Raw genomic sequence first — 25,905 nt, 5'->3', positions numbered from 1 at the left:
AGATTTGATTGGGTTTTATTAAAATTAGATTTACCTCCAAAAAACAGAAACAAACTAGTTTTACAAAACACATTTTTTTGTAAGCGATGAAATCATTTTTAAAAATCCTATCCGGAAACAGTTTTTTTTATTCGATCAACTTATACCTTATAAGTATCCTAACTTTCTTGCTATTGGCATTTTCCAGAAAAGATGGTTTTGTATGGCTCAACCAATTTCATGATAGTTTTTTAAATTTTTTGTTCGAAAAGATTACTTTTTTGGGCGATGGTTGGTTTATAATTGCACTTGGTTTATTCTTTATGCTTTTTAAAAAATACCAAACCTTAGCCTGGATCATATTGCTCTCTTATATTAGTTCTGGGATTTTTGCACAAATTTTAAAACACATGATCTCTTCACCTAGACCTAGTGTCTTCTTTAAAATGCACCAATACCAATATTACTTAGATACTTTTGCTACCAGCAGAATTGGATTCAAGAGTTTTCCATCAGGACACACCGCATCGTTTTTTGCACTGGCAACGGTACTATCGAATTATTGGAAAAAAAGACAACTATGTATTGTATTGGTCCTGCTTAGTGTATTAGTGGGCTATTCCAGAATTTATTTGGCACACCACTTTTTGATTGATGTTTTTGCAGGTGCCATTATTGGCATTGCCTTTGGCTCTTTGTCTGCTATATGGATTAAACCATTAATTAAAGTAGCTACTACTACCAAAAAAAATAAGTCTTTGGCTTTTTCTGAAAGCCCAACCAATACGCTCCTGAACCAATAACAAATGAATTTTATAAAATTTTTAAAATTTGGTCTTGTTGGTTTTTCGGGATTAATTATTGATTTTGCCATAACCTGGCTTTGTAAAGAAAAGCTATCCTTAAATAAGTATGTTGCCAATGGCATGGGGTTTTTATTTGGCGTGACCAACAATTATTTTTTGAATAAATACTTCACCTTTGAGAATCACAATCCAGATATAGGCACACAATTTACAAGCTTTTTAATTATTTCGATGATAGGCTTTGGTCTAAATACTGGTTTTTTGTACTTGCTCCAAAAAAACACTTCTCTTAATTTTTATGTATGCAAAATACTGGTCACTCTACTGGTTTTTGTCTGGAATTTTACTGCCAACAACCTCTACACCTTTAATAACTAGCTATGTTTTTGAAAAATAAAATAGCACTCCTTGTGTTTGTAGCCACCATCTTTAGATGCATTATTGCTTGGAGTATAGACCTCGGTAATGATGAAGTGTACTACCTAACTTATGCCCAACATTTGCAATGGAATTACTTTGACCATCCTCCAATGGTGGCCTTATTAATACGTCTGACTACACTTAACTTGCTAGAGACTAGTGCTTTTTTTGTTCGTTTGGGTCCCATTATTTTGGCAGCCGTAAATACCTACTTGATCTATGCAATTACCAAAACCATAAAAGACCAAAAAAGTGGTCTCATTGCAGCATTATTGTATTCTTCGTCCATTTATTCTAGTATTATTGCAGGTGTATTTATTCTTCCGGATACGCCGCAACTTTTTTTTTGGATGCTAGCGCTCTATGCACTAGTACAATTAATACACACCCCCAAAAGACAAAACCTATATTTGATTCTGTTTGGACTTTGTGCCGGACTAAGTATAATGAGTAAAATTCATGGGGTGTTTTTGTGGTTTGGATTTGGGTTGTATGTTGTCATTTATGACCAAAAACACCTATCCAAACCTGCTTTTTATATGGCAATACTTACTACATTAGTAATTAGCTCTCCTATTTTGTTATGGAATATTGACAACCATTTTATAACCTATACTTTTCACAGTAATCGGGTTGCAATCAACCAAGGAATAAATAGCGATGGTTTTTGGAGAGAATTATTTGGCGGCTTTTTATACAACAATCCAATCAACTATTTTTTGATTATTGGCACTCTAATTGCCTTATCCAAAAACAAAGTGATTCTAGCGGTACCTTATCTAAGAATCCTTCTATTGCAAAGCTTGCCATTGATTGGCATACTACTGGTATTGTCTTTATTTAGAAACACCTTGCCACATTGGTCCGGACCTGGCTACACTGCATTGCTGATTCTTGCAGGTTGCTATTTATCGGATTTAAAAAAACCTAAAATCACAAAACTTGTCCCTTATGCTAGTTATCTAATAATAGGAATGGTTGCTATAGCGATGGCAGTAGTTCTAGCATATCCAGGAACCTTAGGAAGCAAAAAAGAAGCTATTTTGGGCAAAGGAGATGTTACTTTGGATCTTTATAATTGGAACGAATTTAAGACGGAATTTGAAAAAATACATCAAAAAAACCAAACCTCTGGCTTAACCAATACCTCTTTTATAATTAACAACAAATGGTTTCCGGGGGCACATATTGACCATTACATTGCACAGCCTTTGAACATGGATTTTGTAGCCCTTGGAACTCTAGCAGACATCCATACCTACCATTGGCTAAACCAATACAGAAAACAACTCAAAAAAGGAGATACCGCTTATTACATCACTGTTTCGAACAGTTTTACCGATCCAAATTTAATTTATGCAACGGAGTTTAAAAAAATCAATGCGCCAACAATAATCCAACAATTACGAGGAAACCAACCCGCTAGATACCTCTATATTTACGTAATGCAAGGCTACAAAGAGTAATTTATTTTCTTCTTGCCGCAAAAAAACGCTGCATCAAATCTGCTGCTTCCTCTGCCAAAACACCACCAACTACAGTAGTTTTTGGGTGCAATTGGCTTCCCATTTTTTTAAACCCACGCTGCAAATCACTTGCTCCAAAAACAATTTTAGAAATCTGACTCCAGTACAAAGCTCCAGCACACATTTGGCAAGGTTCTAAGGTTACATAAAGCGTGCAATCTTTCAGGTATTTTCCTCCTAGATAGTTTGCTGCAGCCGTTATGGCTTGCATCTCGGCATGTGCCGTTACATCGTTCAACATTTCTGTCAAATTATGACCTCTGGCTATAATGGTGTTGTGCGCTACCACTAGCGCCCCAACCGGAATTTCGCCCTTATCAAAAGCCATTGCAGCTTCTTGCAAGGCTTTTTTCATAAAATATTCGTCTGTAAAGGGATCCATCATCATGTATTGTAAATTGGCAAAGTTACTTTCTTGCTAAAAATGCAGTTTATTTGGTGTTGGTTGTTCTAACAACTTTTTTCTGTATTGCAAAAATACAATTTCAAATCGTACCTTTGTGCCATGTCAAATAATTTACTTTCAAACATTTATTATCCAACCGATTTGCGTAAGTTAGAGGAAGTACAACTCCCTCAAGTTGCCAAAGAATTGCGAGAATTTATCATTGCTATCGTTTCCGTAAAAGAAGGGCATCTTGGTGCTAGCTTAGGGGTTATTGAACTCACCATTGCCTTGCATTATGTATTCAATACCCCTACCGATTTGCTTATTTGGGACGTAGGCCATCAGGCTTATGGACACAAAATACTAACTGGCAGAAGAGAAAACTTTGACACCAATAGACAACTTGGCGGTATTTCTGGTTTCCCAAAAAGAACCGAAAGCCCTTATGATGCCTTTGGTGTTGGCCACTCCTCCACGGCCATATCTGCCGCATTAGGCATGGCGATAGCCTCTAATCTAAAAGGCGATTTTGACAAACAACATATTGCAGTTATTGGAGACGCCTCTATTGCTTCGGGGATGGCTTTTGAAGGGCTGAATCATGCAGGAGTTACCAATGCCAATTTATTAGTAATACTCAATGACAATGCCATTGGAATTGATCCGAGCGTAGGCGCTTTAAAAAATTATTTGACTTCGGTCAAAAACGGAAAAAACCCTAGGCAGAATAACATGATTAAATCCTTGAATTTTGATTATTCAGGCCCCGTGGATGGACACGATATTTTTGCCGTTATTAAAGAGCTCCGGCGTTTACAAAAAATCAAGGGCCCTAAATTTTTGCATCTAATAACCACCAAAGGAAAAGGTCTAAAACAAGCCGAAGAAAACCAAGTAAAGTACCATGCGCCAGGCAAATTTGACGCCAAATCTGGAGAGATTTATTTGAAATCCGAAGAAAATCTTCCTCCTAAATACCAAGATGTTTTTGGCTTGACCGTTTTGGATTTGGCACAAAAAAACCAAAAAATCCTTGGCATTACTCCTGCCATGCCTTCTGGGAGTTCTTTAAAATTCATGATGGAAGCCATGCCAGAGCGCGCCTTTGATGTAGGAATTGCAGAACAGCATGCCGTAACTCTAGCCGCAGGAATGGCTACACAAGGAATGGTTGTTTTTTGCAATATTTATTCTACTTTTTTACAAAGAGCCTATGACCAAATTATCCATGATGTAGCCTTACAAAATCTAGCGGTAATTTTTTGTCTGGATCGTGCCGGATTAGTTGGCGAGGATGGTGCAACCCATCATGGTGTTTTTGACATTGCTTATTTAAGATGTGTTCCAAACCTGATTATATATGCTCCTTTGAACGAAATAGACCTTCAAAATATTTTATATACCGCACAGCTAGGTTTGCAAAATCCTATTGCTATTCGGTATCCCAGAGGCAGAGGGCAAAATGCCTATTGGCGCCAAAATAATTTTGGAAAATACCAACCTATTGCTATCGGAAAATCTGTTTGTCTAAAAACCGGAACACAAATAGCCGTTTTATCTACAGGAACCATTGGCAACAACGTTAGGCAGGCTCTAAAAAACCTTTTAGAACCAGAGGCCATAGCGCATTATAATTTTGCGTTTGTAAAACCTTTGGATGAAAAAGAATTACACCTTATTTTTGCGCAATTTAAAAGCATCCTTACCATTGAAGATGGTACTATTGTTGGCGGTTTTGGAAGTGGTATTTTAGAATTTGCATCTCAAAACAACTACCTAATACCAATAACTACTCTAGGGGTTCCAGATGCCTTTATAGAACACGGAACCGTTACGGAATTGCAACAATTTTGCAAAATAGACGTTAGCAGTTTAGAATTGCTTTTTTCAAAAATTATACTCTAAATTATCTCTTGCCTTTCAACCATTAAGTTATGTTTAAAACTGTATTCTCTCTTTGTTTTTTAATCTTATTTTCAGCAACGGTTTGTTCTCAAAAAATAATTACTAGTAAACCGGTGCCAAAAATAACTACCGAGCGCGACTCTTTGACCGATTGGGTCAAAAAAAACCAGGTTGGTTTTGATCTTTCTGAAATAGCTTTTGTAAACTGGAATGCTGGTGGAACGAGCTCCATTACAGGTTTATTAAAATCCAAATTTACCCGTATTTACACCCAAGATACCTACAATTGGACGAACGAATTGGTGATGCGCTATGGGCTAAACAAACAAGATGGGCTGGAGGTCCGAAAAACAGAAGATGTCTTTCAGTTTAATTCTGCTTTTGGTTATCGAAGAGACACTCTTTCTAACTGGTACCATACTGCCAAATTTAATTTCAATACGCAATTTACTAACGGATATGCGTACCCAAATACTCAAAAAGCGGTTTCTAAACCCTTTGCACCTGCTTACGTATTTATTGGTATTGGAGCGGAATATGCCACTCCCGAAAAAAACAGATTGTTGTATCTCTCGCCATTTACTTCAAAAATGACCTTTGTATTGGACGAAAGGTTGGCAAATCAGGGTTCTTTTGGGGTCCGGAAGGCAACCTATGACACCCAAAACAACCTCCTAACACCAGGTCAAAAGTCAAAAATTGAACTTGGTTTTTTGGTAACTGCATTATACAAAGAGGAGATTTTTAAAAACATTACTTTAGAAAACAGAATAAGCCTGTACTCGGACTACATCAATAAATTTGGCAATATAGATGTTGACAACAACCTTATGGTCGAATTGGTGGTTAATGACCATGTCAAAACAAACATTGGAGCGCATCTAATATATGATGACGATATTAAAGCCAAAGAAGAGAGAGATGGCAAACAAGTTACTGTAGGGCCAAAACTACAACTCAAACAAGTATTAGGCGTGGGGTTTGTGTATACTTTTTAAAAATTCCTAAATCCCTTTTTTGCCGTTGATGGTATTAAACAATTCTAAGGCATTGCCATCGGTTAGCAGCGAGATATAATGGCAAATATGCAACAACCGCTCGTAGAGGTTTTCTTTTTCAAAATGGTGTTTCTCTGGTAGCATCTTTAGAAGTAATTCATCATAATTAGAGGCTTTGCCGTTAAATTTATTATCATAAGCGGTTATAAATTTGTCCAGTAAAGTCTGAATTATCTGATAACCAACAATCTCTTTTTCAATCACCTCGCGGCTCTGATAAATGTTGTTTACACTAATTTTTATAATATCATCCATTTGAGCCTTGTATTTGCTTTTGTCTGTTAAAGCATACGGAAATTGCCCGTTCAAGATAGCTTCTTCGTTATCCACAAATACGTTTACGGCATCTTGAATCAAACTACCAATTGCTAAGGCACGCAGGTAACTAATACGGTCTTCTTTGGTCTGCAAGGTTTTGTATTTGGAGGTATCAATACTATCTTTTACCAATTTGATTAAATATTCTAAGGCAAAATCTTCCGAAACCAAGCCCAAATTAATCCCATCTTCAAAATCAATGATGGTATAACAAATATCATCTGCCGCTTCGACCAAATACGCCAACGGATGCCTTTCAAACCCAATAGATCCTGCTTCTTTATTGGAAATCATCCCCATATCTTGGGCTACTTCATTAAAGAAATTTTTATCGGTCTGAAAAAAACCATACTTTTTGTCTGCAATATTTTTAGTAGGCTTTTTAGGCAAACTCTCCTTTGGATATTTCATAAAAGCACCCAAAGTTGCATACGAAATACGCAAGCCACCTTCTATCCCAGGACGACTAGCAGTAAGCACCGAAAATCCATTGGCATTGCCTTCAAAATCAATCAAATCTTGCCATTCTTTAGAAGACAACCGATCTTGGTATTGTTTGCCATTACCTATAGAAAAATATTCTCCAATGGCTTTTTCGCCAGAGTGTCCAAAGGGAGGATTTCCGATATCGTGCGCCAAAGAGGCTGCAGCTACAATGGCTCCAAAATCATTCATGTGGTGGCCATGTACTTCTTGTAGATGTGGGTATTTTTGAAGAATTTTCTTCCCTACTAAACGTCCTAAAGACCGCCCCACAACCGAAACCTCTAAACTATGAGTCAAACGGCTGTGTACAAAATCTGTTTTAGATAGTGGGATTACTTGGGTTTTATCTTGCAAACTCCTGAAGGCTGCCGAGAAAATAATACGGTCATAATCTACCTCAAACCCCAAACGGGTGTCGTCTTGTTCTATGCGTAATCTTTTGGTTGTGTCGCCTTGTCGTCTTAATGATAAAAGTTGTTCCCAGTTCATGCTTGTCAATTGTCAGATTTTAATTCTTGCCCCAAAGATAGAGAAATAGCAAGCAGCACAATACCTTTGGTTTGATTTTAAAATTGCCTTGTTGTTTCTAAAAAATACTACTCCCGGTATCAGAATTGCTTTTACCTAAAAAAGCAAAGCGGTGCTGTGCTTTATTTCGCCCATCACAAAAATAGTCTGGGTATTGCCTATGTTTTCAATGGTAGACAATTTGTTCATTACAAAATCTTGGTAACTTGCCATGTCTTTGACTAATATTTTTAGCATAAAATCATAATCCCCTGCAATGGTACAGACTGCCAGACAAATGCGTGTGGCAGTGGACACACCTACTATTTAATAAAATCAGAAAGCAAAGTGCAGGAATCTGCCCCAAAAAGTTAGACACTATTTGGGGCATTTTTTATAAAAAAACTATCGTATGGTTATGTATTTAGGTTAAAAAGTGTTCTATTAGTTTTAAAATTATTTTTTATTTTGAAAGGACACTCGATCCTTTAGCAATGCTTGTTTATGGACAACATACGTTCGCGATAAGGCATCATGCCAACCAATAGTTGCGGTGCCTAAATAAGAAAACCATTCCAGGGGTATAAAACGACTCCAGGTTCTATAAAAGATGTTTTGGATTGTGGGTTTGGTTCCGTCATATTTAACTACAATGGTTTTTGTAAGTATTTTTGCTGGTGTTCTTGCAAAATATACTTCGGTCAAAAAGTAGTACAAAAAAATAATTCCTATGCTGTAGACAATGATTTCGAGCAAAGTCATTGTCTCCACCCACTCTGACAAGGATGGATAACCAAAGGTTTCTCCGGCAAGAACTAAGGTGGTTCCTGCACTCAAGATTAGAATGTAGCTAAACAACGAGTCGAGGACAAAGTGTAGAAATCGTTGGGTTTTTGTTGCAAATAAGTGTTCTGAAATTCTATAGTGTTCTGGGTTCATAATGGCGATGGTTTTTGGGGTAAATTGCTTTTTTTTTAAAATTGTAAAAGCATTACGGTAAGATAGCCTATTCTTGACGATAAAAACCCAATAGTAGCAAAAAACTGCTTGCAGATGCCATTTTTGTATTGGTGTGCATCCTATTTTGTTTAGGATAAATTCCGCTTAGGGTTTTATTGCTAAACCATAGTGTTGTGCTGGCTTTTTTAATTTGAAACCATCGGTGTTCTGCAATTGTATTTCTAAATGTAGTGTAGGCTTGTATCTTATTGAAATAGTGTTTTTGTACGGCATTCATTGCAATACTATCTGCAATAAAAAGGCGGTTGCATTCTACAAAAAAGGCAACAATAAATAGCTCTATATTGCTGGCTTGTTTGGAATATACAATGATATCATTGGTACAGGTGGCGTAAATTAAGTGTATGATTTTTTTGAATATTTGCTTGGTATGTTCTATTGCTTTCATAACGGTGTTGTTTGATAGTACAAACATACGCTGCAGCAAGCGGTTGAGATTTACAGTATTTTTGGATACTGTTACGAAATTGTTGGCAAGCATCGAGATGCGTAAAGTGCTCCTTTGAGGTCTCTCTTATAAAATTATGGCAAATGGCATGTTGTTTTTTCTAGCCCTGATTGTAGTGAAAATCCTTTTTATTTTTTCTTTAAAAATAAAAAGATTGCAACGGAAAGCAGGAAAAAGCTCCAAAAAAAAACAGCTACCAATAAGTGATAGCTGTTTTTAGGTTTTAATATGTGGTTTTATTTAAGCTCCACACATTTCGCAATCTTCGGGTCCAGCATTTTTAGCTAGTTCGATCATGGCTTTGTATTCGTCGCTGGTCATCTCTACCGCTGCCGCTACTGGAGCAGGAGCTGGTTTGGATGCAACTTGGACTTGGATTGGCTCGGTTTTTTTGTCATTATTTAGGGTAAACTTAATGGCATCTACGGCGGCTTTGGTTCGGAGGTAGTACATTCCGGTTTTTAATCCTGCGCGCCAAGCATAAAAATGCATCGACGTTAGCTTAGAATAGTTGGCGTTTTGCATAAACAAATTCAAGGATTGGGATTGGTCTACAAAATAGCCTCGGTCGCGAGACATGTCTATGATGTCTTTCATGGACAATTCCCATACGGTTTTGTATAAATCTTTTAGATCCTGCGGAATGTTTAAATCTTGTACGGATCCGTTGTTACGCATTAACTCTTGTTTTAAGGCGTCATTCCAGAGTCCGAGTTCTACTAAATCATGCAGTAGGTGCTTGTTGACTACAATGAACTCTCCCGATAGTACTCGGCGGGTATAAATATTGGAGGTATAGGGCTCAAATGCTTCGTTATTACCTAAAATTTGGGAGGTAGAGGCCGTTGGCATTGGTGCTACCAATAAGGAGTTGCGCACTCCGTGTTGTAGTACTTCTTTTCGCAAGGAAGCCCAATCCCATCGTCCGGATAGTGCTTCGTCTTCAATACCCCATAGGTTGTATTGAAAGGATCCTTCGGACATAGGTGATCCTTGAAATGTGGAGTAAGGCCCTTCTTCTTTTGCCATTTCCATGGAGGCGGTTACGGCTGCAAAATATAGTGTTTCAAAAATTTCTTGATTGAGTTTTTTGGCTTCTTTGGAGGTAAATGGCAAACGCAACATAATGAATGCATCTGCTAATCCTTGCACACCTAGACCTATTGGTCTGTGTCTCATATTGGAGTTTTTGGCCTCTGGTACTGGATAGTAATTTCTGTCTATAACTTTGTTTAGGTTGCGAGTTACTCGTTTGGTCACGTTATAGAGTGCTTGGTGATCAAACGCGCCGTTCTCTACAAACATGGGCAAGGATAGGGATGCCAAGTTACAAACTGCTACCTCATCTGCGGAGGTGTACTCCATGATTTCGGTGCATAGGTTAGAAGAACGAATGGTTCCTAGGTTTTTTTGGTTGGATTTGCGGTTTGCGGCATCTTTGTATAGCATGTATGGGGTTCCGGTCTCAATTTGAGATTCTAGAATTTTTTCCCATAATTCATGTGCTTTTATGGTTTTTCGGCCTTTTCCTGCTATTTCGTAGTCTGTGTACATTTTTTCAAATTCTTCGCCGTGCACATCATACAAGCCAGGGCACTCGTTAGGACACATTAAGGTCCAGTTGCCATTTTCTTGTACGCGTCTCATGAACAAATCGGAGGTCCACATCGCAAAAAACAAGTCTCTGGCGCGCATTTCTTCTTTTCCGGTATTCTTTTTTAGATCTAAAAAATCAAAAATATCGGCGTGCCATGTTTCGATATATATAGCAAAACTTCCTTTGCGTTTTCCGCCGCCTTGATCTACATATCGTGCGGTATCATTAAAAACACGCAACATGGGAACGATTCCGTTGGAGGTGCCGTTAGTGCCCCGAATATAAGATCCTGTTGCACGGACATTATGGATAGACAACCCTACGCCTCCTGCAGATTGCGAGATTTTTGCGGTTTGTTTTAGGGTGTCGTAAATTCCGTCAATGCTATCGTCTTGCATGGCTAACAAAAAACAAGAAGACATTTGAGGTTTTGGAGTTCCTGCATTAAATAATGTTGGCGTGGCATGCGTAAAATACTTTTTGGACATTAGGTCATAGGTCTCTAAAACCGACTCTAAATCATCCAAGTGGATCCCAACAGCAACACGCATCAGCATGTGTTGTGGTCTCTCGACAATTTTTCCGTTTATTTTAAGTAAATACGAACGTTCTAATGTTTTGAAACCAAAATAATCATAATTAAAATCTCTATTGTATAAGACATGCGAGTCCAAAAAAGCCGCATTGTCTTGTATAACTTTATAAACATCCTCTGCAATTAACGGTGCGTATTGTCCGTTTCTTGGATTGACGTAGTGGTACATTTCGGTCATCGTTTCTGAGAACGATTTGGTGGTGTTAGAATGCAAATTAGAAATCGCAATTCGGGCTGCTAATTGTGCATAATCCGGATGCGCAATTGTCATCGAAGCCGCCGTCTCGGCTGCTAAATTATCTAACTCAGACGTAGCTACTCCATCATAGAGTCCTTCAATTACACGCATAGCTACTTTAACAGCATCTACTAAATCATTTAAACCATAGCATAGTTTTTTAATTCTATCGGTGATTTTATCAAACATTACTGGCTCTTTACGACCATCTCTCTTTACTACGTACATACTTTTAGTTTTTTTTAAAATAAAAAATCCCTTTTTTATTTTTGTTTATTTGTAATATTTTATGGAAAACAATGTCTCCAAGTGGTATTCTGGCAATCGGAACATTAGTCCACCGGTTTAAAAATCGGCATCAAAAGAAATTTTTTGAGCATCATCATCCGTATTCATCACTCCAGATTTTTGGTATTCGGCTACTTTCTTTTCAAAGAAATTGGTTTTTCCTTGCAGCGAAATCATGTCCATAAAATCAAACGGATTGGTGGTATGATATTCTCTATCGCAGCCTAACTCAACTAACAATCGGTCTGCTACAAACTCTAGGTATTGGGTCATTAACACTGCATTCATCCCTATTAAACTCACCGGAAGAGATTCTGTAATAAACTCTCTTTCAATGTTTAAGGCATCTACAATGATTTCTCTAATACGTTCTTTAGAAACTTTATTAATCAAATGGTGGTTGTGTAAATGCACTGCAAAATCACAATGAACTCCCTCGTCTCTAGAGATCAACTCATTAGAAAAAGTCAAACCAGGCATTAGGCCACGCTTTTTTAACCAATAAATAGAACAAAAAGCCCCTGAGAAGAAAATTCCTTCTACTGCCGCAAAAGCAATTAGCCTTTCGGCAAAAGAATCCGATTCGATCCATTTAAGAGCCCAATCTGCTTTTTTCTTGATGGCCGGAAAAATTTCTAGAGCGTTGAATAACTCGTCTTTTTCAATTTCATCCTTCACATAGGTGTCAATCAATAACGAATAGGTTTCGCTATGAATGTTTTCCATCATGATTTGAAAACCATAAAAGAACTTTGCCTCTGCGTACTGCACTTCGTTTACAAAGTTCTCCGCCAGATTTTCGTTTACTATCCCATCTGAGGCCGCAAAAAAGGCTAGGATATGTTTTACAAAATAACGTTCGTCATCCGTTAATTTATTATTCCAGTCATTTAAATCTTGAGACAAATCAATTTCTTCGGCAGTCCAAAAACTAGCCTCCATTTTTTTATACCACTCCCAAATATCATGGTGTTTAATCGGAAAAATCACAAAACGATTTTTATTTTCTTGTAAAATTGGTTCCATTTTTGACATTACTGTTGTTTATTTTTTTGAGATTCTAACAAATATTCTACCAAATTAAAGCCCCGCAAAGGTTGTCATTTGCAAGCAATAAAGAAAGCCAAACTTATTCACAATAAGCTGGAGTTTTTAACAAAACCACTCTAGAAGGACTTTTTTAAACAAAAACGCAAATTATTGTTTTTCAGGTATTTAAAAAACACAAAACACCCTGAAATGTTGTAAAACAGTAGCTTTAGAGCCCAAAAAGAACCCTCTAAGAACAATTGGTTTATGGCCTTTAAAAGAGATTTTTATTTTTTTATAGCTTGTATTTAATCCAACCTGAATTTCAGATTTAAGAACGCTTCATGTCTTGGGCTACTTTATCTAGCTCTGCATACCAATCTGGTCCAAACCTTCTAACTAGGGCTTCTTTAACAAATTTATAAACAGGCACCTCAAGCTCTTGCCCTAAAGAACAAGCTGGATCACAAATGTCCCATCTGTCATAATTGACTGCAGCAAACTCCGTAAAATCTTTTACTCTAATTGGATATAAGTGACACGAAACTGGTTTTTTCCAATCTACCAAACCTTGGTTGTATGCTTGCTCTATACCACAAAGTGCCGTTTTGCCATCAAAAATAACATACGAACAATCTTTGCCATCTATCAAGGGAGTTTCTAAATCTCCATCGGTTCCTTTTACCCAGCTGCCTTGGGCCTCAATGGCAGCAATACCTTCTTTTCGTAAAAAAGGTTTTACTTTAGGATAGATCGCTTCTAGAATTTTAGTTTCTTCCTCGGTCAAGGGCGCTCCAGCATCTCCATCTACACAACAAGCGCCTTTGCAGGCAGATAAATTGCATACAAAATCTTTTTCTAAAATATCTTCTGAAACGATGGTTTTTCCTAATTGAAACATGCTATAGTACTTGTGTTTATAAAAGCACAAAGATAGACAAACTAAGACAAAAGGATTGTTAAAAATGGCTTTTAAAAGAATTTTAAAAAAGCATTTAACCCTTTTAAAATTGAAAAAAAAGGATTAAATGCCGCAGCAAAAACACGCTCTTTTTGAAAAAATTAGACCCTTTATTTTGAGCTGGTATTTGCTATTTCTTTAGATTACTTTTCTTTAAAATGTGTACCTTAGCACCCTAAAAACAAACTTATGTTACTTGATCTTAGAGAAATAATTACTGTAGGTATGGTGCTTTTTGCCGTAATTGATATTATTGGTTCTATCCCTATCATTATTGATTTACGTTCTAAATTTGGACATTTAGAATCCGGAAAAGCGTCTATAACTTCTGGAGGAATAATGATCGTTTTTTTGTTTATTGGAGAAGAGATTTTAAAATTAATAGGAATTGATGTACACTCTTTTGCTGTAGCGGGTTCTTTTGTATTGTTTTTTCTGGCTCTAGAAATGATTTTAGGCATTCGGATTTACAAAGACGAAGAGGCTAGCTCTGCTTCGATAGTCCCGTTGGCTTTTCCTTTGATTGCTGGAGCAGGAACCATGACTACGCTGTTGTCTCTAAAGTCGCAATTTGAAACCATTAATATTATCATCGCTATTATACTCAATATTATTATTGTCTATATTGTTTTAAAATCTTCGGCCAAAATAGAACGAATGTTGGGCGAAAACGGACTTGGCGTTATCCGGAAGACTTTTGGTGTGATTTTGCTTGCCATTGCTGTTAAATTATTTGCAGCTAATGTTAAAGGTTTATTTGTCTAAAATATTTTTATTTATTTTTGCATCTTACTTACCCTATACTTTGATTCAACAAGGCTAAAAATAAAGACTATTGAATTGATGCCAATTAAAAACAACATATTATGAAAATTTTTACAAACATTTTAATTTTTCTAGCAGTAGCGCTTATCGTTTTTAACATTACTTTGCTAGATTTTAGCAATCCTTTTCAAGGTGATAGCGTGGTGGCCTTTATTGGTATTGTTGCTTCGTTTTGTGCCGTGCTTATTTTATGGATCTTTAGAGTATCTAAAGCCATCGAACAAAAAACCAAAAATCAACTTTAAGTAGTTGTTGGTTCTAAATTATTTTTTTAGAAATATCCCAAGAAAACCATAGAGATCTAGCTCAATACAAACAAAAACACCCACAAATCCTTAAAAAAAGCTATTGCTTAAGTATTGTTTTTATCATAGCGTCTTCTTGTAAGAGTATGGCATAATAGTAGTTTTCGCCGTAGAGTTGTCTGGCAAATTCTGCCGTTAGATACCGTTTGACTACTGCTTTGTTTTTACCTATTTTTAGGCCCAAACCGTTTTCTGACAGAAAAACCTCAAAAGAAACAACGTGTTTATTGGTGGCATGCATGGTGCTTTTAAATTGCTTAAAAGTTACTCCCGAAAATGCTTTTCTGTCTTTATCTAATTGTTCAAAAACAAAATTACCTACTATTCCGGATTGCATTAGATAAAAAACGTCTTCGTTGCCTTGCTCTGCTTCTAAAGCTACAAATATATCTGGCACAATCCCTCCGCCTCCGTACACAATCCTCCCTTTTGGGGTCTTAAACTTCAGACTATCTGCGAGCTTAATACTGTCTTTTTCGTATAATTCGCCGGTCAAAAATCGAGAAGAAGCTTCTTTAAAATACAAATCTTCAGAACCTTTGGTATAGGGTTTTTGTATAGACCGACCCGTTGGGGTGTAGTATCTAGCTACGGTCAGGCGCACTGCAGAACCATCCTTAAAATCCATTTCTCTCTGCACGAGTCCTTTACCAAAAGAACGACGCCCTACGATGATTCCTCTATCATTGTCTTGAATAGCCCCTGCCAAAATTTCACTAGCCGAAGCACTATTTTCATTAATCAAAATATAAACAGATCCTTGCTCAAAACTACCTTTGTTGGTGGCGTAGGTTTTTTGGGTTTTATTGTTTTTGTTTTTGGTAAATACAACCAACTGCCCTTTTGCAAGCAATTCGTCTGCAATGGCTATTGCTTGTTCCATATAACCGCCTCCGTTGTCTCTGAGATCGAGCACTAAAGAGGTTGCTCCTGCTTTTTGTAGTTTTGTTACTGCTGCTTGAAATTCAGCATGGGTGGTCTGCGCAAAACGATTTATTTTTATATACGCCATAGTTGGCGTAATTTGCAGGGCTGCATCTACGCTTTGCAGCGGAATCACGTCGCGCTTTAATTTTATTTTTATTTTTTTATGGTCTGTTTTTCTATAAATTGTAAGCTCAACCTCAGATCCTGCAGCTCCCTTGAGCGATGAAAACAAGCTGTCGTTAGGCAATTTGCGCCCGTAGAGTTTGGTTTTATTGGCGTACAAAATCCGGTCTCCTGCTCGTAAACCAGCCTTGGCAGAAGGACCATTTGCTACTGGTTTTATAATAGCCAACGAGTCTTTGTACATATAAAAATTAACACCTATGCCTACAAATTCTCCCTTCATGTGTTCCGCTAGCTGTGCTTGTTCACTTGGAGGAACATATACAGAGTGAGGGTCTAACTGTTTCATAAGGGCATTTACGGTTACATTTACAATAGAGTCCGTATTGATGGCATCTACATATTCTGTATCTATAAAATCAATCAATTGATTGAGCTTTTCTTTAGAACTATTTTTGGCCAAAAAAGAAGTCTGACCAGCAGTAGGCAACCAACTGCCAATAACAATGCCTAGCGCAACAGCAGCACTTATAATTAAAGGAAAATATGCTCCATTGTTTTTCATTTTAGGCTTCTAAATCTGGTATATGATCTACTACTACACCGGCTTTTATTAAAAATTTAATTCCAGAATCATCCCGATAACCTTGGTGGTATACCACTCTCTTTATGCCCGATTGGTGTATGAGCTTGCTACACTCCTTGCAAGGTGATAGGGTGATGTATAGGGTGGCTCCTTCGCAGGATTGGGTAGACCGAGCGACCTTTAGGATTGCATTTGCCTCCGCATGCAGAACATCCCATCGGGTTAGTCCTGCCTCGTCTTCGCAACAGTTTTCAAATCCTGAGGGTGTACCATTATAACCATCCGAAATAATCATCCGATCCCGAACAATAATAGCTCCTACTTGTTTGCGTTTGCAATACGACAGCAAACCCCATTCGGTTGCTATTCTAAGGTACGCCTTGTCGTATTTATTTCGTTTTTTTGTATCCATTGTTTGTTATCTAATCCAAATTTCACTTTCTATAATCATAGGCAACACTACTCCAATAATAAATGCAGACAAAACTAAAGCCCAATCTCTTTTAGAAAATCTAAAAACAGTTTGCACAATATAAGAGGCTACCAACACCACAAAAACTACAATTAGCTGGGCGGCCTCTATACCCAAAGCAAATTCTGCAAGAGGTATTATTTTTGAACTTGCGGTCCCTCCGAGTATGGATTTAAAATAATTAGAAAATCCTAAACCATGAATAATCCCAAAGAATAAGGTTACAAAAAAAACAAGGTTGACACGCTCACTCTTACCAGACTTGCCTGCTGTAAACAAATTAAACACTGCCGTGATGAGTATACTCACCGGAATTAAGACCTCGACCACATTTACTTTTATGATTACTATATCCAATACAGAAAGCAGCAGCGCCATAGTGTGTCCTATGGTAAAAATGGAAACCAATACAAAAAGACGTTGCCAATCTTTGAAAGCATACGGTACGGTTAAGGCTATTAAAAACAACACATGATCATAGGCATGAATATCCAAAACATGCTTTAATCCTATTTGAAAATAAATCCAAAATTCCGACATAAGTTCTATATAATATTAATAGTGATAAAGGGGTGTAAACTTACGATTTATTTTGAATATGGTAGATTGAAAGCCACAAATCCTAACTTATAATGGTGTTAAAACAAGGATTTTGTTAAAGAAAAATTAAAAAGAAAATTAAAAATTTAAAAATTGAATTATCTTTGTCCGATATAAATAAAAAATTAACTATGTCATTTTCAGATTTATTTGATAGCGAATTCAAACAAAGAAACAAAGGTCACTTTTCATCTATTGTTAGATTAGCATTAGCAGATGGAGTTTTTGCTCCAGAAGAAAGAGCGTTTTTAGACAAACTAGCCATTAGACTTGAAATTTCTGCCGCAGAATACGAAGAAATTTTAGAGAACCCTAAGAAATACCCTATCAATCCACCTTATTTAAACTCTCAAAGAATTGAGCGTTTGTATGATTTGGCGCGTATTGTTAACGTAGACCACCATTTAGGAGACAATCAAGAGGTTATGCTACAAAAACTATGTTTAGGCATTGGGTTTACTCCCGAAAACGTAGCTGCAATTGTCAAAAAAGCATTAGAATTGGCTGATGAGAAAGCGGATTTGGATCTTTTTGTTTCTGAAATAGAAAAAACCGAAAAATTGTAATACAAAAAAAGCTTCCGAAAATATCGGAAGCTTTTTTTATCGCTTTGCTAACTTTTGCGGCAGCTTATATATTTTGCTTTGCTTCTAGCATGAATGCTTCGGCTTTTTCTACCATGTTGTAACTTCCACAGAAAAACGGCACTCTCTCATGCAATTCTTTAGGTGCTATTTCCATGATTCTTCCAAATCCATCAGAGGCTTTTCCGCCTGCTTGCTCCACTATAAACGCCATTGGGTTGCATTCGTATAACAAACGTAACTTTCCTTTTGGGGCCTTGGAACTGGTTGGATAAATATAAATCCCGCCTTTGATCATGTTTCTATGAATATCCGAAACCAAGCTTCCGATATAACGAGACGTATAAGGCCTATCCTCTTCTTCGGATTGACAGTATTTAATATAGTTTTTAACTCCTTGCGGAAAATGCACATAATTCCCCTCGTTTATAGAGTAGATATGCCCATCTCTAGAAAATTGCATATTGGGATGCGATAGGTAAAAAGTTCCTATGGCTGGGTTTAGCGTAAAGCCATTTACACCATGCCCCGTGGTATACACAATCATGGTAGAGGTTCCGTAAATTACATACCCTGCTGCTACTTGATTGACCCCTGGTTGTAAAAAATCTTCTATTGTTACTGGAGTTCCAATTGGAGTTATTCTTCTATAAACCGAAAAAATAGTTCCTACCGAAACATTTACATCAATATTCGAAGATCCATCCAAAGGATCCATCAAAACTACATATTTATTGTTGTGGCTATTATCACTACCCTCTACGGTAATGTACTCGTCATTTTCTTCGGAGGCAATCCCACAGACAATCTCCCGATTGATTAAAGTTTGAATAAAAACTTCATTGGCATATACATCTAGTTTTTGTTGGTCCTCTCCCTGAATATTTTGTTCTCCAGCTGCGCCCACAATATCTACCAATCCTGCTTTGTTGACCTTGTAGTTGACTACTTTGGCCGCCAAACGGATCGAGTTGATAATACGCGATAGCTCTCCAGACGAGTATTGAAAGGCATTTTGATTCTCGATAATAAATTCCCCTAAGGTCTTGTTGCGTTCTTCCATTAAGAAATCGTTGTAGTTAGTTTGAAGTCACAAATATCGGTTTTTTTGTGAAAATGAATTCAATAAAGTTTACTTAGTTTAGTAGTATTGTATATTTGCTAATAAAAGACCCGAAATAAAGAAATAAAAGTTATAAAAGAAGCACTTAACTTTAAAAAAAATAAAAACATGATCGTTAGAAAAGGAGAAGCAAAGGATATGAAAGCGGTTCTAGCATTGATTCAAGAATTAGCAGATTTTGAAAACGAACCCCAGGCAGTAGCCATCACCGAGGCGGATTTAATTAGAGATGGCTTTAATGAGCAGCCATTATTTTCTGTATTTGTAGCCGAAACAGACAGCCTAAATCCTCTACAGCCCCATAAAATTGTAGGTATTGCGTTGTATTATTACCGCTATTCTACCTGGAAAGGAAAAACCATTCACCTGGAAGATTTAGTAGTTAATGCAGCAATGCGTGGCAAAGGTATTGGACACGCATTGTATGCAGAGGTGATCAAACAAGCCCAGAAAGACCAAGTATTGCGGGTAGAATGGAACGTACTCGACTGGAACAAAGGCGCAATAGCATTTTACGAAAAAACTGGCGCAACCGTGTTTAGAGAATGGAATACCGTACAAATGGATGCGGCTGCAATCCAGCAATTTATAAGCCATTTATAGTATCGGATTAATAAAAAAATAGAGTGAAAATTAGAATTTTGTTTAAATAAATATGAGAGTATTCAAATTTGGTGGCGCATCCATTAAAGATGCAGAAGGAATAAAAAACGTATACGACGTTTTACAAAAAGTAGGGTATGATGATGTTTTATTAGTGGTCTCGGCAATGGGAAAAACAACCAATGCACTAGAGACCGTAATCAAAGATTATTTTGAAAAATCATCCGCCTTGAAGGCATCTGTGCAGGAAGTAAAAAAATATCATAATCAAATTTTATTAGATTTGTTTGATTCAGAGTGTCCTGCTGTTTTTGAGGACGTGAATAAAAAATTTTTAGAATTAGACTATTTTTTAGAGCACAACAAATCTACAAATTACAACTTTGTTTATGACCAAGTGGTGAGTTATGGCGAATTAATTTCGACCACCATACTTGCCCATTTCATGAACTACAAGAACATTCCAACCACTTGGGTAGATGTGCGAAATTTGATTAAAACCAATACCAATTACAGAGATGCAGAAGTAGATTGGGCACTAACCCAAGAAAACATTTCCAAAAACATCCAACGCAATCAGTTAAATATTACCCAAGGATTCTTGGGATCCGATCCAAACAATTTTACCACCACATTAGGTCGTGAAGGTTCGGATTATACGGCTGCAATTTTTGCCTATTGCTTAAATGCCCAAAGTGTAACCATCTGGAAAGATGTTCCTGGAGTAATGAATGCAGACCCTAGGTATTTTGAGAATGCCCAATTATTGAATCAAATTTCGTACAGAGAAGCAATCGAACTGGCTTTTTATGGCGCCACAGTGATTCATCCTAAAACCTTACAGCCTTTACAGAAAAAAGAAATTCCGTTGTATGTAAAATCCTTTATTAACCCTTTATTAAAAGGCACCAGTGTTTCTAAAGGAAATACTCTAGAACCTTACTTGCCTTGTTATATTGTAAAAAGAGACCAGTTATTGATTTCGCTTTCTTCCATTGATTTTTCTTTCATTATGGAAGAACATATTAGTGAGATTTTTTCTTTATTTCATCAATTTAAGCTTAAGGTAAATTTGATTCAAAATTCAGCCATTAGTTTCTCGGTTTGTGTAGAAGATAAATTTGATAACTTCAAAGAGGTAAATGCTATTTTATCCAAAAAATTCAAAGTAGATTATACCGAAAAGGTAACCCTATACACCATCCGACATTTTAACGACACGGCCGCCCAAATGGTAGAAGAGGGCAAAAAAGTGCTTTTAAAACAACTAAGCAAAGAAACCATGCAAATTATAATTAGTGAAAATTAATTTATAAACCTGGGGATTGCCAGGGTACTTTTGCAATTGCAAAATACTCTAGTACATCCCCTCTGGTTTTATTTCACCAACCAATACTTCCTGATTTAACGATCCAAAAAACACCTATTACGTCAATAAATAGCCTTAAAATACACTACTTTTGATTTATAGACGTTATCCTCTTTATGTTAAAAAAAGGAATTCTTTTTGTAGCACTACTTTTTTTTTCTGGGCTCCATGCTCAGAAAGAGCTTTCGCTATATACCTCCAAAAAAATCGCTCCCAGCAAAGACAGTATTGTACTGGAAACCGTAGGGATCAACCCCGCTTTTTTTAAAATAGAAGATGCTAAAGGCGCCATTATAGATAGTAGTTTTTATGGCATGAATTTTTGGAACGGAAAATTACTTCTAAAAACCACTTCTTTTTCAAGAACAGACTCCTTACAGGTCCATTACTTAAAATTTCCGGATTTTATTACCCAAGAGTATCGCATTTACAACGAAAATCAAATTGTCTCTAAAGATATTGGCTCCGAAAAACGCTATACCATAGAAGAAACTACTGCTCCAAAAAACCTGCCATTTGATGGACTAAATACCTCCGGAAGCATCACCAGAGGACTAACCGTTGGCAACAACCAAAACGGTGTTTTAAACTCTAACTTAGAGTTACAAATTACCGGAAACCTATCCGAAAAAGTGCGTTTAACGGCCTCACTACAAGACAGCAACATCCCTTTGCAAGATGGCGGTTACTCCCAAAAACTAGACCAATTTGACAATATATTTCTGGAATTAGCTAGTGATCGCTGGAAAATCCGAGGTGGGGATTTATTTTTAGAAAACCACCAAACCCAATTTTTAAATTTCAATAAAAAAGTACAAGGACTAGCCGCCCATTTTGATTTTGGTTCCGATGCCCAAAAAAACAGCATCTTTACATCCGTGGCATTAGTAAAAGGACAGTATGCCAAAAGCACTTTTACTGCCAACGAAGGCAACCAAGGCCCATATAAACTAAAAGGGCAAAATGGCGAATTATATGTATTGGTTATCTCTGGATCAGAGCGCGTGTATGTAAATGGTCTTTTGTTGCAACGAGGAGAAAACAAAGATTACACCATGGATTATAATGCAGGGGAGATTATTTTTACCCCCTTGTATCCTATAACTTCTGAGATGCGTATGGTAGTAGAATACCAATATTCTGACCAAAGTTACAGCCGTTTTGTTCACTATAGCGGTGCAATTCAGGAAACCAAAAAATGGCGCTTTGGAGGCTATTTGTATTCCGAAACCGATCTTAAAAACCAACCTTTGCAGCAAAACCTTTCGCAAGAGCAGCTTTTGGTTTTGCAAAATGCTGGCGATGACCCGCGCTTAATGAATGCCCCTTCTGCTTATATTGATAGCTATTCTGACAACAAAACACTTTATATACAAAAGAGCAACGGTACTGCAACTTATTTTGAATACTCCAAGGACCCAAATGCCCAATTGTATCACGTTAGATTTACTTCTGTAGGGGTCCAAAAAGGAAATTACCGCCTGATGAATACCAACAGTATTAACAAAACCTACCAATACATAGCGCCCTTAAATGGTATTCCGCAAGGGGAATACGAACCAATAACCCAATTAGTTGCGCCTAATAAATTACAAATAGCTACTTTTTTGGGAAATTATAATCCTTCTGAAAAAACCAATATTGCCCTAGAAATTGCCTTGAGTAACCAGGATCAAAATTTATTTTCAACCCTTGAAGACGCTAACAACAAAGGAATTAGCACCAAAATAAACACCAAACAGCGGCTATTTTCTAAAAAAGGAAACTTAGATGCGTTTGCAAACTTCCAATTTACAAAAAAAGAATTCCGAACCGTGGAACGTCTTTATAACATAGAATTTAATAGAGATTGGAATTTAGGCACCACCGGAAATAGCGATCAAAGTTTATTGGTAACTGGTTTGCACTACACTTTAGCACCTACTACCAATGCTGCACAAAATGGCAGCATAAAATACCAGTTTGAAAAACTAGATTTTAGTGGTGCCTTTTCTGGAAACCGCCATTTGTTTGGTGCCAATTACAAAATCAATAATTGGCGTATTTCAAACCAGTCTAGTTATCTAAATAGCCAAAGCACTGCCTATAATTCGCATTTTACTCGAAGTCGCTCTACACTACAGTATAACTTTAACCAAAACTGGGTTGGAGGCCGTCAACAATCCGAAAACAATCAAGAAACAGACCAACGAACCACCCAATTATCGGCCATTAGCCAGCGGTTTTCAGAGTATGGTTTGTTTATGGGCCGAGGAGACACCACTAAGGTTTTTGTTGCAGTAGCCTACCTCCATCGAGCCAACGACAGTGTACAAAACGGAGCACTACAAAGAGTTAGCAACTCCCATACCTACTCTTTAAAATCCAAAATAATACAAACTAATACCAGTGATTTAACCCTACTTGCCAACTACAGAACCTTTAATTTTATAGATCCCTCCAAAAAAAAAGAAGCATCCTTGAACTCTAGAATTGTGTATAGTGACCAGTTTTATAACCAATTTATCCAAAGCACCACCGCCTACGAAACCAACTCTGGAACCATGCCTCAGCAAGAATTTACCTATCTAGAAGTTGCCGATGGGCAAGGATTTTATACCTGGAAGGATTACAACACAAATGGAATACAAGAGCTGCAAGAGTTTGAAGTAGCTCCCTTTGTAGACCAAGCCAAATACATTCGGGTTTATTTGCCGCGTCAAGTGTTTATCAAAACCCATCAAACTAAATTCTCGCAAGCACTAACCTTAAATCCAAATATCTGGCAAAACGCTACTGGCTACAAAAAATTTCTTTCTCTTTTTTACAATCAAACCTCGTTTATAATGGATCGGAAAACTAAAAATTCTGGCACTAACTTTAATTTAAATCCCTTCAATGGATCCCCGAATAACGTATTGGGTTTGAGTTTGAGTTTTAGAAATAGATTGTTTTATAACCGAGGCAAACAACACAACTCTATTACCTATTCTTATTTAAACAATCAAGCCAAAAATTTATTAACCATAGGATCCCAAGAATCCAAAAACAGTTCCCACCAACTACAATATACCCATTTATATCAAAAAAGTTGGCTAGTAAATGCCATGGTACAATCGTTAAAAACTTCAGGGGTTTCAGAGAATTTTTCTGACAAAAACTACCTGCTCTCTGGATACCAAATAGCACCCAAAATAAGTTACTTGTTTTCTAAAAGTACCAGTTGGGATGTTTTTTATGAATTACAAAACAAACAAAATCAAATTGGGGCATTCGAGACACTTTTACAAAACCGTTTTGGAACTTCATTTTCGTACAGCGGCACCCAAAAAATAGTAGCAAACGGCTCCGTTTCTTTATATCAAAATAAGTTTTCGGGAAACGAATTTTCTGCCGTAGGTTTTCAAATGCTGGAAGGCTTACAAAACGGAAAAAACATTACTTGGCAAGTACTCCTACAAAAAAAAGTAACTTCGTATTTAGACGTTAACTTAAACTACCAAGGCCGAAAAAGCCGAAACAATCCAGCAATTCATACCGGAAACATGCAACTTAGAGCTTACTTTTAATTATTTACAGCGGCCTTAACACTTGCTTTGAATAAATTAATAGTTTATTAATATCCTAAAAATACCCGAGAAGCATGCAATACGTAACTTACTATATCTAAACCTATTTAACTACACATGATGGTAGATACCAAATGTAGAACCATATTAGTAGCTCCTTTAAATTGGGGGCTAGGTCATGCTACAAGATGCATTCCTATTATTAAAGCCTTACAGGACCATAACTATATTCCGATAATTGCATCGGATGGCGCAGCATTACAACTATTAAAAAAAGAATTTCCGTATCTGAAAGCATTGCAATTGCCTTCCTACGAAATTGAATATGCCAAGAAAGCCACCAATTTTAAGTGGAAATTGTTACAAAACAGTCCTAAAACCATTGCTGCTATTTGGAGAGAAAAAAAATTAGTAACGCAATGGGTAGAAAAATATGCTCTAGATGGTATTATTTCGGACAACAGACTTGGTGTTGTTAGCCAAAAAGTACCCTCGGTTTTTGTAACCCACCAATTAAATGTAATGACCGGAAGTACTACCTGGTTTACCAGCAAAATACACCAATATTTCATTAAAAAATATTCTGAATGTTGGGTTCCGGATACCGAAAACACACCCAACTTGGCAGGTACTTTAAGCCATGTTCAAAATCCGGATTTCAAGATAAAATACCTTGGCCCTATAAGCCGAATGCATAAAAAAAGTATTCCAATTAAATACGATTTAATGGTTATATTATCTGGACCAGAACCCCAAAGAACCTTTTTAGAAAAAAAACTAAAAGCAGAGCTTCAAAATTTTACCGGCAGGGTAGTATTTATCCGTGGGGTTTTAGAAAAAGAACAACGTAAAGAACAAATCCAAACTGTCACTTATTATAATTTTATGAATAGCCGCCAATTAGAGCAAACCTTTAATGAAAGTAAAATGATCCTTTGTAGATCAGGCTATACCACCATAATGGATTTGGTTAAACTAGAAAAAAAAGCTTTTTTTATACCCACACCCGGCCAATTTGAACAACTATATCTAGCCGAGAAACTTCAAAAAGAAGGTTTAATTCCGTTTGCAGAGCAAGATCTTTTTACAATAACTGATTTAAAAAGAGCCAACAACTTCAAAGGGTTACGTTATTTTAAAACAACTGTAGACTGGGAAAAATTATTCGAGCTATTTAAAACCACCTAATCGCTATTTGTAGGTAGTAATAAACCCCCAAGGATAACTTGAATACTTAAGTTATCCTTGGGGGTTTTAGGCTTGTGCAGTAG

At 36.8% G+C, this 25,905-nt stretch carries 23 protein-coding genes and 1 pseudogene; 12 read left to right on the top strand and 12 right to left on the bottom strand.

The annotated features are described in order from the left end of the window. Window positions 1-173 precede the first annotated feature (173 nt). Genes LB076_RS04665 through LB076_RS04655 form a run of 3 tightly spaced genes read left to right on the top strand, consistent with a single transcriptional unit; the run spans window position 174 to window position 2,671 of the window. The gene (locus tag LB076_RS04665) at window positions 174-782 is read left to right on the top strand and encodes a phosphatase PAP2 family protein (RefSeq protein ID WP_157776666.1); all 609 of its coding nucleotides are present in this window, start codon (window positions 174-176) and stop codon (window positions 780-782) included. Between the two features lie 3 nt (window positions 783-785). Next, complete coding sequence (locus tag LB076_RS04660) at window positions 786-1,163, top strand: GtrA family protein (RefSeq protein WP_066333510.1); 378 nt, start codon at window positions 786-788, stop codon at window positions 1,161-1,163. An 8-nt stretch (window positions 1,164-1,171) separates the two neighbouring features. Beyond that, the gene (locus LB076_RS04655) at window positions 1,172-2,671 is read left to right on the top strand and encodes a glycosyltransferase family 39 protein (protein ID WP_157776665.1); all 1,500 of its coding nucleotides are present in this window, start codon (window positions 1,172-1,174) and stop codon (window positions 2,669-2,671) included. A 1-nt stretch (window position 2,672) separates the two neighbouring features. On the opposite strand, the gene LB076_RS04650 is transcribed toward LB076_RS04655, so the two are convergent. Beyond that, the gene (locus LB076_RS04650) at window positions 2,673-3,116 is read right to left on the bottom strand and encodes a nucleoside deaminase (protein ID WP_066333643.1); all 444 of its coding nucleotides are present in this window, start codon (window positions 3,114-3,116) and stop codon (window positions 2,673-2,675) included. Window positions 3,117-3,236: 120 nt separating this feature from the next. Between LB076_RS04650 and LB076_RS04645 the strand changes: the two genes are divergently transcribed. Further along, window positions 3,237-5,024 (top strand): 1-deoxy-D-xylulose-5-phosphate synthase, encoded by a 1,788-nt coding sequence (locus tag LB076_RS04645; protein WP_066333506.1) that lies wholly within the window; start codon window positions 3,237-3,239, stop codon window positions 5,022-5,024. A gap of 29 nt (window positions 5,025-5,053) precedes the next feature. After that, entirely contained in the window at window positions 5,054-6,022 is a 969-nt protein-coding gene (locus tag LB076_RS04640; protein WP_066333503.1) for a DUF3078 domain-containing protein, read from the top strand. A 6-nt stretch (window positions 6,023-6,028) separates the two neighbouring features. Here LB076_RS04640 and LB076_RS04635 read toward each other — a convergent pair whose 3' ends face one another. The 7 genes and pseudogenes from LB076_RS04635 to LB076_RS04605 all read right to left on the bottom strand — a co-directional run bounded on the left by LB076_RS04635 (window position 6,029) and on the right by LB076_RS04605 (window position 13,509). Further along, window positions 6,029-7,375: a deoxyguanosinetriphosphate triphosphohydrolase gene (locus tag LB076_RS04635; RefSeq protein WP_066333500.1), complete on the bottom strand. Its 1,347-nt coding sequence runs from the start codon at window positions 7,373-7,375 to the stop codon at window positions 6,029-6,031. Between the two features lie 135 nt (window positions 7,376-7,510). Then, window positions 7,511-7,672 (bottom strand): annotated as a pseudogene (locus tag LB076_RS04630) (Lrp/AsnC ligand binding domain-containing protein); the annotation flags it as partial. A gap of 177 nt (window positions 7,673-7,849) precedes the next feature. Beyond that, on the bottom strand, window positions 7,850-8,332 hold the full coding sequence (locus LB076_RS04625; protein ID WP_066333496.1) for an RDD family protein: 483 nt from the start codon (window positions 8,330-8,332) through the stop codon (window positions 7,850-7,852). A 67-nt stretch (window positions 8,333-8,399) separates the two neighbouring features. Next, a complete protein-coding gene (locus LB076_RS04620; protein WP_141672818.1) occupies window positions 8,400-8,801 on the bottom strand; it encodes a hypothetical protein in 402 nt (133 codons plus the stop codon). A 300-nt stretch (window positions 8,802-9,101) separates the two neighbouring features. Beyond that, complete coding sequence (locus LB076_RS04615; RefSeq protein ID WP_066333491.1) at window positions 9,102-11,519, bottom strand: ribonucleoside-diphosphate reductase subunit alpha; 2,418 nt, start codon at window positions 11,517-11,519, stop codon at window positions 9,102-9,104. Between the two features lie 117 nt (window positions 11,520-11,636). After that, on the bottom strand, window positions 11,637-12,614 hold the full coding sequence (locus LB076_RS04610) for a ribonucleotide-diphosphate reductase subunit beta (protein WP_066333489.1): 978 nt from the start codon (window positions 12,612-12,614) through the stop codon (window positions 11,637-11,639). 325 nt (window positions 12,615-12,939) lie between these two features. Next, on the bottom strand, window positions 12,940-13,509 hold the full coding sequence (locus LB076_RS04605; protein ID WP_066333487.1) for a DUF3109 family protein: 570 nt from the start codon (window positions 13,507-13,509) through the stop codon (window positions 12,940-12,942). A 249-nt stretch (window positions 13,510-13,758) separates the two neighbouring features. On the opposite strand from LB076_RS04605, the gene LB076_RS04600 reads away from it, so the two are divergent. After that, window positions 13,759-14,334 (top strand): MarC family protein, encoded by a 576-nt coding sequence (locus tag LB076_RS04600; RefSeq protein WP_066333485.1) that lies wholly within the window; start codon window positions 13,759-13,761, stop codon window positions 14,332-14,334. Window positions 14,335-14,435: 101 nt separating this feature from the next. Next, on the top strand, window positions 14,436-14,639 hold the full coding sequence (locus tag LB076_RS04595; RefSeq protein WP_066333483.1) for a hypothetical protein: 204 nt from the start codon (window positions 14,436-14,438) through the stop codon (window positions 14,637-14,639). 100 nt (window positions 14,640-14,739) lie between these two features. On the opposite strand, the gene LB076_RS04590 is transcribed toward LB076_RS04595, so the two are convergent. The 3 genes from LB076_RS04590 to LB076_RS04580 are packed head-to-tail and all read right to left on the bottom strand — an operon-like array spanning window position 14,740 to window position 17,347. Continuing rightward, window positions 14,740-16,314 carry a S41 family peptidase gene (locus LB076_RS04590; protein ID WP_066333481.1) on the bottom strand — a complete coding sequence of 525 codons (1,575 nt, stop codon included), beginning with the start codon at window positions 16,312-16,314 and terminating at the stop codon, window positions 14,740-14,742. A gap of 1 nt (window position 16,315) precedes the next feature. After that, entirely contained in the window at window positions 16,316-16,747 is a 432-nt protein-coding gene (locus LB076_RS04585; protein WP_066333479.1) for a deoxycytidylate deaminase, read from the bottom strand. 6 nt (window positions 16,748-16,753) lie between these two features. After that, entirely contained in the window at window positions 16,754-17,347 is a 594-nt protein-coding gene (locus tag LB076_RS04580; RefSeq protein WP_066333477.1) for a HupE/UreJ family protein, read from the bottom strand. A 191-nt stretch (window positions 17,348-17,538) separates the two neighbouring features. Here LB076_RS04580 and LB076_RS04575 point away from each other — a divergent pair, with 191 nt between their 5' ends. After that, entirely contained in the window at window positions 17,539-17,973 is a 435-nt protein-coding gene (locus LB076_RS04575; protein WP_066333474.1) for a tellurite resistance TerB family protein, read from the top strand. A 64-nt stretch (window positions 17,974-18,037) separates the two neighbouring features. Here LB076_RS04575 and fbp read toward each other — a convergent pair whose 3' ends face one another. Beyond that, on the bottom strand, window positions 18,038-19,054 hold the full coding sequence (gene fbp / locus LB076_RS04570) for a class 1 fructose-bisphosphatase (RefSeq protein ID WP_066333473.1): 1,017 nt from the start codon (window positions 19,052-19,054) through the stop codon (window positions 18,038-18,040). A 168-nt stretch (window positions 19,055-19,222) separates the two neighbouring features. Between fbp and LB076_RS04565 the strand changes: the two genes are divergently transcribed. From LB076_RS04565 to LB076_RS04550, 4 genes are all read left to right on the top strand, one after another. Further along, window positions 19,223-19,717 carry a GNAT family N-acetyltransferase gene (locus LB076_RS04565; protein ID WP_066333470.1) on the top strand — a complete coding sequence of 165 codons (495 nt, stop codon included), beginning with the start codon at window positions 19,223-19,225 and terminating at the stop codon, window positions 19,715-19,717. A gap of 52 nt (window positions 19,718-19,769) precedes the next feature. Continuing rightward, window positions 19,770-21,026 (top strand): aspartate kinase, encoded by a 1,257-nt coding sequence (locus LB076_RS04560; RefSeq protein ID WP_066333469.1) that lies wholly within the window; start codon window positions 19,770-19,772, stop codon window positions 21,024-21,026. Window positions 21,027-21,202: 176 nt separating this feature from the next. Further along, entirely contained in the window at window positions 21,203-24,634 is a 3,432-nt protein-coding gene (locus LB076_RS04555) for a hypothetical protein (protein ID WP_066333467.1), read from the top strand. Between the two features lie 117 nt (window positions 24,635-24,751). Continuing rightward, entirely contained in the window at window positions 24,752-25,822 is a 1,071-nt protein-coding gene (locus LB076_RS04550; RefSeq protein ID WP_066333463.1) for a glycosyltransferase, read from the top strand. Window positions 25,823-25,905: the final 83 nt, after the last annotated feature.

Origin of the sequence: Flavobacterium crassostreae, from assembly GCF_001831475.1 — a bacterium.
GTDB lineage: Bacteria > Bacteroidota > Bacteroidia > Flavobacteriales > Flavobacteriaceae > Flavobacterium > Flavobacterium crassostreae.
This window is presented reverse-complemented; position numbering and strand designations above follow the sequence as displayed.

Excerpts from the sequence above, each read along its gene's own strand:
- LB076_RS04660 (WP_066333510.1), top strand. The coding sequence starts at position 786 with ATGAATTTTATAAAATTTTTAAAATTTGGTCTTGTTGGTTTTTCGGGA.
- LB076_RS04650 (WP_066333643.1), bottom strand. The coding sequence starts at position 3,116 with ATGATGGATCCCTTTACAGACGAATATTTTATGAAAAAAGCCTTGCAA.
- LB076_RS04645 (WP_066333506.1), top strand. The coding sequence starts at position 3,237 with ATGTCAAATAATTTACTTTCAAACATTTATTATCCAACCGATTTGCGT.
- LB076_RS04640 (WP_066333503.1), top strand. The coding sequence starts at position 5,054 with ATGTTTAAAACTGTATTCTCTCTTTGTTTTTTAATCTTATTTTCAGCA.
- LB076_RS04635 (WP_066333500.1), bottom strand. The coding sequence starts at position 7,375 with ATGAACTGGGAACAACTTTTATCATTAAGACGACAAGGCGACACAACC.
- LB076_RS04625 (WP_066333496.1), bottom strand. The coding sequence starts at position 8,332 with ATGAACCCAGAACACTATAGAATTTCAGAACACTTATTTGCAACAAAA.
- LB076_RS04620 (WP_141672818.1), bottom strand. The coding sequence starts at position 8,801 with ATGAAAGCAATAGAACATACCAAGCAAATATTCAAAAAAATCATACAC.
- LB076_RS04615 (WP_066333491.1), bottom strand. The coding sequence starts at position 11,519 with ATGTACGTAGTAAAGAGAGATGGTCGTAAAGAGCCAGTAATGTTTGAT.
- LB076_RS04610 (WP_066333489.1), bottom strand. The coding sequence starts at position 12,614 with ATGTCAAAAATGGAACCAATTTTACAAGAAAATAAAAATCGTTTTGTG.
- LB076_RS04605 (WP_066333487.1), bottom strand. The coding sequence starts at position 13,509 with ATGTTTCAATTAGGAAAAACCATCGTTTCAGAAGATATTTTAGAAAAA.
- LB076_RS04600 (WP_066333485.1), top strand. The coding sequence starts at position 13,759 with ATGTTACTTGATCTTAGAGAAATAATTACTGTAGGTATGGTGCTTTTT.
- LB076_RS04595 (WP_066333483.1), top strand. The coding sequence starts at position 14,436 with ATGAAAATTTTTACAAACATTTTAATTTTTCTAGCAGTAGCGCTTATC.
- LB076_RS04590 (WP_066333481.1), bottom strand. The coding sequence starts at position 16,314 with ATGAAAAACAATGGAGCATATTTTCCTTTAATTATAAGTGCTGCTGTT.
- LB076_RS04585 (WP_066333479.1), bottom strand. The coding sequence starts at position 16,747 with ATGGATACAAAAAAACGAAATAAATACGACAAGGCGTACCTTAGAATA.
- LB076_RS04580 (WP_066333477.1), bottom strand. The coding sequence starts at position 17,347 with ATGTCGGAATTTTGGATTTATTTTCAAATAGGATTAAAGCATGTTTTG.
- LB076_RS04575 (WP_066333474.1), top strand. The coding sequence starts at position 17,539 with ATGTCATTTTCAGATTTATTTGATAGCGAATTCAAACAAAGAAACAAA.
- fbp (WP_066333473.1), bottom strand. The coding sequence starts at position 19,054 with ATGGAAGAACGCAACAAGACCTTAGGGGAATTTATTATCGAGAATCAA.
- LB076_RS04565 (WP_066333470.1), top strand. The coding sequence starts at position 19,223 with ATGATCGTTAGAAAAGGAGAAGCAAAGGATATGAAAGCGGTTCTAGCA.
- LB076_RS04560 (WP_066333469.1), top strand. The coding sequence starts at position 19,770 with ATGAGAGTATTCAAATTTGGTGGCGCATCCATTAAAGATGCAGAAGGA.
- LB076_RS04555 (WP_066333467.1), top strand. The coding sequence starts at position 21,203 with ATGTTAAAAAAAGGAATTCTTTTTGTAGCACTACTTTTTTTTTCTGGG.
- LB076_RS04550 (WP_066333463.1), top strand. The coding sequence starts at position 24,752 with ATGATGGTAGATACCAAATGTAGAACCATATTAGTAGCTCCTTTAAAT.